The sequence below is a fragment of the Mesorhizobium sp. M2A.F.Ca.ET.067.02.1.1 genome, assembly GCF_004023285.1.
GTDB lineage: Bacteria > Pseudomonadota > Alphaproteobacteria > Rhizobiales > Rhizobiaceae > Mesorhizobium.
This window is the reverse complement of sequence record NZ_RZSB01000227.1, coordinates 1-8,028: the sequence shown is the minus strand read 5'-3', so window position 1 is coordinate 8,028 and position 8,028 is coordinate 1. Positions and strand designations below refer to the sequence as shown.

The 8,028-nt window shown below is 64.2% G+C and carries 10 protein-coding genes; 9 read left to right on the top strand and 1 reads right to left on the bottom strand.

What is annotated here, in order from left to right:
• From EOA28_RS16995 to EOA28_RS16980, 4 genes are all read left to right on the top strand, one after another.
• Positions 1-463: hypothetical protein (locus tag EOA28_RS16995; protein ID WP_210214945.1), on the top strand; the 463-nt coding region annotated here is incomplete at its 5' end.
• A gap of 93 nt (positions 464-556) precedes the next feature.
• The gene (locus EOA28_RS16990; RefSeq protein ID WP_128315078.1) at positions 557-2,677 is read left to right on the top strand and encodes a phage tail tip lysozyme; all 2,121 of its coding nucleotides are present in this window, start codon (positions 557-559) and stop codon (positions 2,675-2,677) included.
• Complete coding sequence (locus EOA28_RS16985; RefSeq protein WP_128315077.1) at positions 2,677-3,252, top strand: phage baseplate protein; 576 nt, start codon at positions 2,677-2,679, stop codon at positions 3,250-3,252. Before EOA28_RS16990 ends, EOA28_RS16985 begins: the two co-directional genes overlap by 1 nt.
• Complete coding sequence (locus EOA28_RS16980) at positions 3,252-3,566, top strand: hypothetical protein (protein WP_128315076.1); 315 nt, start codon at positions 3,252-3,254, stop codon at positions 3,564-3,566. The genes EOA28_RS16985 and EOA28_RS16980 overlap by 1 nt, the downstream gene beginning before the upstream one ends.
• On the opposite strand, the gene EOA28_RS16975 is transcribed toward EOA28_RS16980, so the two are convergent.
• Entirely contained in the window at positions 3,567-3,809 is a 243-nt protein-coding gene (locus EOA28_RS16975) for a hypothetical protein (RefSeq protein ID WP_128315075.1), read from the bottom strand.
• A gap of 35 nt (positions 3,810-3,844) precedes the next feature.
• On the opposite strand from EOA28_RS16975, the gene EOA28_RS16970 reads away from it, so the two are divergent.
• From EOA28_RS16970 to EOA28_RS16950, 5 genes are read left to right on the top strand one after another with little or no spacing between them, the layout of a single operon-like run.
• Positions 3,845-4,708, top strand: a complete 864-nt coding sequence (locus tag EOA28_RS16970) for a hypothetical protein (RefSeq protein WP_128315074.1) — start codon at positions 3,845-3,847, stop codon at positions 4,706-4,708.
• Positions 4,705-5,367: a hypothetical protein gene (locus EOA28_RS16965; RefSeq protein ID WP_128315073.1), complete on the top strand. Its 663-nt coding sequence runs from the start codon at positions 4,705-4,707 to the stop codon at positions 5,365-5,367. The genes EOA28_RS16970 and EOA28_RS16965 overlap by 4 nt, the downstream gene beginning before the upstream one ends.
• Entirely contained in the window at positions 5,364-5,714 is a 351-nt protein-coding gene (locus tag EOA28_RS16960; protein WP_128315072.1) for a hypothetical protein, read from the top strand. The genes EOA28_RS16965 and EOA28_RS16960 overlap by 4 nt, the downstream gene beginning before the upstream one ends.
• Positions 5,715-5,717: 3 nt before the next feature.
• Entirely contained in the window at positions 5,718-7,154 is a 1,437-nt protein-coding gene (locus EOA28_RS16955) for a baseplate J/gp47 family protein (RefSeq protein ID WP_128315071.1), read from the top strand.
• 6 nt (positions 7,155-7,160) lie between these two features.
• Positions 7,161-7,910: a DUF2612 domain-containing protein gene (locus EOA28_RS16950; protein ID WP_128315070.1), complete on the top strand. Its 750-nt coding sequence runs from the start codon at positions 7,161-7,163 to the stop codon at positions 7,908-7,910.
• The last annotated feature ends 118 nt before the right edge of the window (positions 7,911-8,028 follow it).

Below are 8,028 nucleotides of genomic sequence, written 5' to 3'. Positions count from 1 at the left end.
GGGCAAGACCTTTCACATCCGCGAGATGCCGGCGACGCGCGCTGAGAAATGGGCGATGCGCGCGCTGCTCGCGGTGGCGCGTTCCGGCGTCGAGCTTCCCGACGACTTCGCCGGCATGGGCATGCAGGGCATTGCCATCGTCGGCATCCGGGCGATCACCAAGATCGCCTTCGAGGATGCCGAGCCGCTGCTCGACGAAATGATGGAATGCGTCACCATCAAGCCCGATCCCCGCAACCCGGCCATCCAGCGCCAGCTGATCGAGGGTGACGTCGAGGAGATCGCGACGCTGATCCAGCTGCGGCAGGAGGTCATCAACCTTCACGTCAGTTTTTTTACAGCCGGCGGCCAGTCGAAATCGATCTCGACACAGTCGCCGGCGTCCGCCTCCTCGAATACGGCAATGTCTCCCGAGCCATCGGTCAAGTTCTCTCAAAGGGCAAAACCTCGCTCCGCGAGCTAGACGAGTGGTTGTCGGTTGAGGACGTCCACGACCTTCTCGAGGTGGCGATGGTCGACGCCCACAACCTGATGCTGCTGAGAAAGAGGGACGCCAATGGGCACGATCATTGATGAACTGATCGTCCGGCTGAATCTCGATCCAAAGAATTTTGAAGATGGTCGGAAGAAGCAGACCGAGGCCTGGCTAAAGTCGCGCGATGAATTCCGCAAGGGCGGGAAGGAGATCGAGGACAGCTCGAAGAAGGCGGCCGAGACCGTCAACCTGATCACGCGGCGCGTGCTCGAACTCTTCGCCGTCATCACCGGCAGCCAGGCGCTCAGCGACTTCGTGCGCAAGCTCACCAATGCCGACGCTTCGCTCGGCCGCTTCGCATCGAGCCTCGGGGAATCGCCCCAGCGCATCGCGGCCTGGGAGAATGCGGCCGAACGCTTCGGCGGCTCGGCCGACGCCACCGCCTCGACCTTGGAGCGCGTCAACAAGCAGCTCTACAACCTAAACAAGAACGGCGAGGCGCTGCCTCGCGAATTCTCGCAGTTGCAGGCCTGGACCGGCATGCGGATCGACCCCAATCATGGGCTCGATCGCTACCTGTCCGATGTCGCCGCGGCTCTGCAGAGGTTGCACCAGATCGACGCCGGTGCGGCTCACAATGTCGCGCAGGCGCTGGGCATCGACCCGGCGACCGAACAGCTCATGTACAAGATGGGCGCGGGCATCGACGTCTATCTCGACAAGCTCCAGAAGAGCCTGTCGCCCAGCAACGATGCCATCGAATCCGCGCAGAAACTGCAAGCGAGCTGGGCCGAGCTCCTCCAGCACATCATCGCGCTCGCCAACGCCATCTATGACAAGCTCGGCCCGGTCTTGGTCGATGCGGCGACAAAGATGTCGGCCTGGATCGACAAGAACCAGGACTGGATCCGGACCGGCATCGTCGAGGCGGTGAAGCGTTTCATCGACTTCCTTGAAAAGATCGACTGGAACGCCGTCGAGACCGGCATGCAGAATTTCGCGCACGGCGCGAAAGAGGTGGTCGACGGGGTCGGCGGCATCGTCCATGCCACCGAGATCCTGTTCGGCCTATGGCTCGGCGCGAAGTTTCTTCGCGTTCTCGCCAATATGCGCATGCTAGCTGCCGGAGGTGCCGGCGGCGTCGCCGGTGGCGGTGCTCGCGCCGGCCTGGGCTTTCTCGGCACGATCTCAACGGGCGTTGGAATGCTCCTTGCCGGCGCGGCCGCCATCAAATGGGGCGGGTCGCACCTGCGCGTCGATCCCCACGCCGGCGACCACGGCACCATCGGCAATTGGCTCATGGCGCACCTGCGCAAAGCGCCGGGAAGCCATTCGGGCAAGGATGCCGACGACAAGATCGCGGTCGACGGCAAGCCGATCTCGAGGAGCAATCCCGTGCCGGTCACGATGACCGAGCAGAGCAACTCGGGCGGCGGCTTTTGGAGCAACCTCCTCAGTGGCATCGGCGCCGCGTTCGGCGGCGGCGGCAGCGCATCGTCCAGGGCCGGCGGTCTCGTCGGCGGCATGGTGGGCGGGACCGGTCCTACCGGCCCGCAGCACGCCTCTGGTGGCACGCGAGGCTGGTGGACGCCGGAACGACAATCGCAGGCTTACCAGACCCTCACGGCCGGCGGCCTGTCGGATGCGGGTGCGCGCGGCCTCATCTCGCGCTGGATGAATGTCGAGGCGGCCGGCGGTGCCTCGACGGTCAACAGCATCGGCGCGTCCGGTGTGGCGCAATGGCTGGGTTCGCGAAAGGCCCGTCTCATGGCCTTCGCCAAGGCCCGCGGCAAAGACTGGAACGACGCCGACACGCAGTATCAGTTCGTCCTGTCCGAACTGAACGGCCCGGAGAGCCGGGCGGGCAGCATGCTCCGCAACGCCAAGACCGACGCGCAGGGCGCAACCGGCGCATCGATGTTCGAGCGCGCCGAGGGCTACAACGCCTGGAGCGGCATGGACGCCTACACTGGCCGAACGTACCGGGGCATGAAGGCGATCAACACCGGCGCCGCATCGGCGGCGCTGTCGAACATCTCCAGCACGCACACGGCCACGACGTCGAACAGCTCGGTCGAGGCGCACATCGGCAAGGTCGAGGTTCACAGCCAGGCGACCGATGCCAACGGCGTTGCTGCCGACATCAACGACGCGCTCAGCCGGCGTCTGTTCACCGCGCAGGCAAATAGTGGATTGGCGTGATGCCCGGCATTCTTGAACTTCTGACGCAGGATGCCTTTGGGTTGCTGTCGAGCGCGTTCGGCCTGCAGCCATGGGGCATCTACTTCGGCGGTGTGCCGGTGATCATCGCCGACAACATCGTGGAGGTGCAGTATCGCCAGCAATGGTCGATCTCTGACTTCCCGGTCGAGCAGGGGGCCTTTCAGAGCTACGACAAGGTCCAGATACCTTACGATGCTCGGCTGCGCTTCACGGCCGGCGGATCGGCCGCAAACCGCGCCGCCATGCTGGCGTCGATCGCGGCCGTCGCCGGCGACACCAACCTCTATGACGTGGTGACGCCGGAGGCGGTCTACCTCTCCTGCAACATTACCCACTACGACTACAGCCGGCGCTCGAATGAGGGGATGGGGCTTCTGTCGGTCGATATCTGGCTGATCGAAGTGCGGCAGGCCGTCAGCGCCGCCATGTCGAACACCCAGGATCCGAGCGGCGCTTCTCAGGTCAATGGCGGCACTGTCCAGACCGCGCCGGCGAGCAGCGCGCAGCTCGCGCAATTCCAGACATCGTCTGGGCTGCCGGCCGGAGGCTTCTGATGGTCATCATCCCACTGCAGGCGGTGCCAAACCAGGCGGTCGGCGTGACGCTGGACGGTCAGGTCTCGCAGATCAGCCTCTACCAAAAGAACCCCGGCCTGTTCATCGACCTCTATGTCGACAACGTGCTCGTGATCGGCGGCGTGATCTGCCAGAACCTCAACCGGATCGTCCGGTCGCTTTACCTTGGCTTCTCTGGCGATCTCATCTTCATAGACAACCAGGGCGACACCGACCCGTACTATACCGGGCTCGGCACGCGTTACAGCCTCGCCTACGTGTCGGCGAGCGAGCTTCCGCCGGGCGTCGGCTGATCACTTGCAGCGTTTGAACCGGTCGCCGGCAAAGCAGACGTGAAGTTGCTCGAGCTGCGCCGCCACCGCCTCGCGCTGATCGCACGCCTTGATGGTGTCGGGATCATCGCCCGAGCCGCCGCGGCACTGCTCATTTAGGTCGAGATAGGTCTTTTCGAGCGCGGCCTTGTTGGGCTTTGCCAGCGCCGGCGCGACGGTGAAAAGCAGGAGGGCGGCGCTCGCGGCGGCAAGGACTTTCGGCATGGGCGTAACTTTCTTCATGTGAGGCGGTGGTCGAGATGGCTTTCAGCCAGAAGCGAATTTCCGTCGAGTTCGAGTTGGCGAACGGCCAGTTTGAAGGCGGCGGCAACACCGCAGAGGTATTCGGGCTGCGCGTCGCCTGCAACATCGTCAACGCCGGGCAAGGCTCGGGGCAAGCGGAAATTTCGATCTGGGGCCTGCCGCTGGCTCTGATGAACCAGCTGTCCACCGTCGGTTCACAGTATCTCCAGATGTACAAGAACGGCATTTCGGTGCTCGCTGGAGACGACGAGACCGGCCAGAACGTCGTTTGGACCGGCACCATCGTTTATGCCTACGTCGACGCGCAGGCGATGCCCGACGTGTGCTTCCGGATCAGCTCGCTTCCGGGCGTCTTCCATGCCGCAAAGCCGATCCGGCCGCTCTCCATCAAGGGCTCCGGCGACGCCTCGCAGATGATGAAATCTCTCGCGGGGCAGATGGGCCTGGCTTTCGAAGACGCCGGCGTCAAGGTCAAGTTCGCCAACCCCTACTATCCGGGCACGGCCTGGACGCAGATGCTGGCGATCGCGCGCGACGGCGGCTTCGACGTCGGCATCGATCGCGGCACGATGGTCATCACGCCGCCCGGCAAGGCGCGAAACAGCGACACGGTGCTGATTTCGAAAGACACCGGCATGGTCGGCTACCCGTTCTTCCAGCAGGCCTTCGTCCTGGTCCGCGCGCTCTACAACCCGGCCGTGAAGTATCAAGGGAAAGTGCAAATCCAGAGCGACCTGACGCCGGCCAACGGCACGTGGAAGGTCAACCGCCTCGAGTATCAGTTGGAGGCAATGATGCCCCACGGAAAGTGGTTCATGCTCCTCGAATGCATCGCCGTCGATGCCTCGGCGCCGGCATGAGCGGCCAAGGCTATTTCGGTCAGCAGACCACGTCTGACGACACCGCCGAGATCAACCGGCTGCGCTTCCTCATTCGCCAGGAGCTGGCGCAGGCGCGCACCGGCATTCCGGTCAAGATCGTCGCGGTCCACGGTGGCGGCGTCGGCGCGCCGCCCACGGTGGATGTGATGCCGCTGATCAATCAGACGGACGGCCAGGGCAACCAGACGCCCCACGGCGTCATCTATGGCATCGCCACGATGCGCAACCAGGGCGGCACCAACGGCATCATCAACGATCCGAAGGTCGGCGACATCGGCCACATGACGATCTCGGACCGCGACACCTCGGCGCTCAAAGCCAACGGCGGAGCGCAGTCGAACCCGGGTAGCTTCCGGCGCGGCAACATGTCGGACGGCATCTATCAGGGGGCAATCGCCAATCCGGCCAACCAGGACCAGGCCGTCCAGTTCACCGAGGGCGGCATCAAGCTCTTCGACAAGAACGGCCAGATCATTGAGTTCGCGGCCGGCTCGATCACCATCACCACCGCACAGCTGCGGGTGACGGGCGATGTCATCGCCGGCGCCGGCGGCGAGAACATCAGCGTGCTCAACCATCTTCACACCAACGTCCAGCCCGGCGGCGGCACGTCAGGCCCACCGGAGCCCGGAACATGAAGACGCTCCTTCTCGACACCGACACCTGGGACCTGGTGGCCGATGCGTCAGGCAACATCGCGACCGCCGACGAGCCCTACGCGCTGGCGCAGGATGCGGCGAGCGCGATCAGGCTGTTCGCGGGCGAGCTCTACTACGACACCACGCAGGGCATTCCCTACTTCGACCAGATCCTGGGCAAGGCGCCGCCGGTCTCGCTCATGAAGGCGTCCTTCAATCGCGCCGCCCTGACGGTGCCCGGCGTGGTCTCGGCGCAGACCTTCATCCAGTCCTGGACCGATCGGACTGTCACCGGCCAAGTCCAGGTGACGGACGCGGCCGGCAACACCACCGCAGCGGGCTTTTAGCACATGGCCGACACCACGAACGTTCCCCCGCCGCAGTGGACGGACACGGGGTTCCTGATCCCGTCGGCCGCGGAAGTGCTGGCCGGCGTGACCGAGGACATCAACGGCGCGTTCGGCGGCGTCCTCAATCCCGCGCTGAACACGCCGCAGGGGCAGCTCGCCAGCAGCGAGACGGCGGTGATCGACGAGGTCAACTCGACGTTCCTCTATTTCACCAACCAGGTCGATCCAGCCTATGCGACCGGCCGGATGCAGGATGCGATCGCGCGCATCTACTTCATCGAGCGCAACCCGGCCCAGCCCACGGTCGTGCAGGCGCTCTGCAGTGGATTGCCGGGCGTCGCCATCCCGACCGGCTCGCTGGCCCTCGCCGAAGATGGCAACCAGTATCTGTGCACCGAGGATGGCGTCATTGGCGTCGACGGCACTGTCACCTTGCCGTTCGAGTGCCTGGTGGTCGGGCCGATCCCATGCCCTGCCGGAAGCCTCGACCAGATTTACCGAGCGATCCCCGGCTGGGATTCGATCACGAACCCGGATGACGGCGTGCTGGGCAACAATGTCGAGAGCCGGTCGGCTTTCGAGGCGCGCCGTGCTGCCTCTGTAGCGTTGAATTCGCAGGGCTCGCTTCCGTCGGTCCTGGGCGCGGTGCTGGCGGTGCCGAACGTCATCGATGCGTTCGTGACAGAGAACGCCAGCAATGACGTCCAGACCATCGGCGGCGTCTCGATCTACCCGAACTCGCTCTATGTCGCCGTGGTCGGTGGCGACGCTGACGACGTCGCGCAAGCGATCTGGTCGCGCAAAGCGCCCGGCTGCGCCTACAACGGCAATACGACGGTCACGGTCTACGATCAGAGCCCCGGCTATGTCCCGCCGTACCCTGCCTATCGGGTGAGCTTCGAGATCCCCGATCCGTTGGCGATCCTGTTCGCGGTCAACATCGTCAACACGCATCTCGTCCCCGCTGATGCCGCGACGCAAATCCAGAATGCCATCGTCAGCGCGTTTTCTGGGGGCGATGGTGGCCCGCGTGCGAAGATCGGCACCACGCTATTTGCGAGCCGCTTCTATGCGCCCGTGGCCGCCCTTGGCTCGTGGGCACAGATCATCTCGATCGAGGTAGGCTCGAACAACAACCCCAGCGCCGTCTTCACGGGCCAGATCGCCGGAACGGTGCTGACGGTCTCCGCCGTTGCGTCGGGGGCGCTGGCGGTCGGCCAGATCATCTCCGACACCACCGGCGCATTGACCGTCGGCACCATCATCACCGCGCTCGGCACCGGGACGGGCGGCACCGGTACCTATGTCGTCTCCAACAACAAGAACGTGTCAATCGAGACCATGACGGCCGCGATCCCCAATCGCTTCGACATCGCCGTCGACATCGACCAGGTGCCGACGATCTCGCCCAACGACATTTTCGTCACCCTGACCTGATCGATCATGGAAGATACAGGACCTCCCTATCCCAGGCCGCCGGCCGGGATACCGAACGGCTTTGGCCAATTCGCCATTGGCATCAGCCCCATCGGCGACTTCCCGCCTTTCGACGTCTGGCGCACAGTCATCAGCCAATATGCGAATGCGCCCACGCTGACGCATCTGATCGGGAACATCTTCTCGTACCTCGACCAGACTGCCAACTTCGATGCGTTCTTCGACTACATCTGGAACGTCGACACGGCGCAAGGCTACGGGCTCGACGTCTGGGGCCGCATCGTCGGCGTAAGCCGGGTTTTGCAGGTCACGACCGGGGACTGGTTCGGCTTCGATGAGGCGAGGCCAGGAGCCGATCCGTTCGGGCAAGGCGCGTTCTATTCCGGCGCTCCGCTGACCTCGAATTTCGCGCTGTCGGACGAGGCATACCGCCGGCTCATCTTCGCCAAGGCTGCAGCCAACATCACCAACGGCTCGATCCCCGCGATCAACCAGATCCTGCTCAGCCTCTTCCCCAACAGGGGCAACGCCTACGTTACCGAGGGCGGCAATTACGGGACATGGTTCGGCTTCCAGGAATCGCTGAACTCCGTCGGCTTCAACCAGGCATCGTTCTACGCGGGCTCGCCGATCGAGACGATGACGATGACCTACACCTTCGCCTTCCAGCTCACCCCTGTCGAACTCGCGATCGTCCAGAACTCCGGCGTCTTGCCGAAGCCAACCGGCGTCAAGGCGTCGGTCGTCATCATCTAAGGATCCCTCCATGAAGCTTTCCGCCTTGCCTGCCAAGTTCCCCGTCGCTTGGGGAGCTTCGGCGAGCCCGAGCTACATCCGCTCCATCCCGCTCGGCTCGCAGATCGGGATTGTGAAT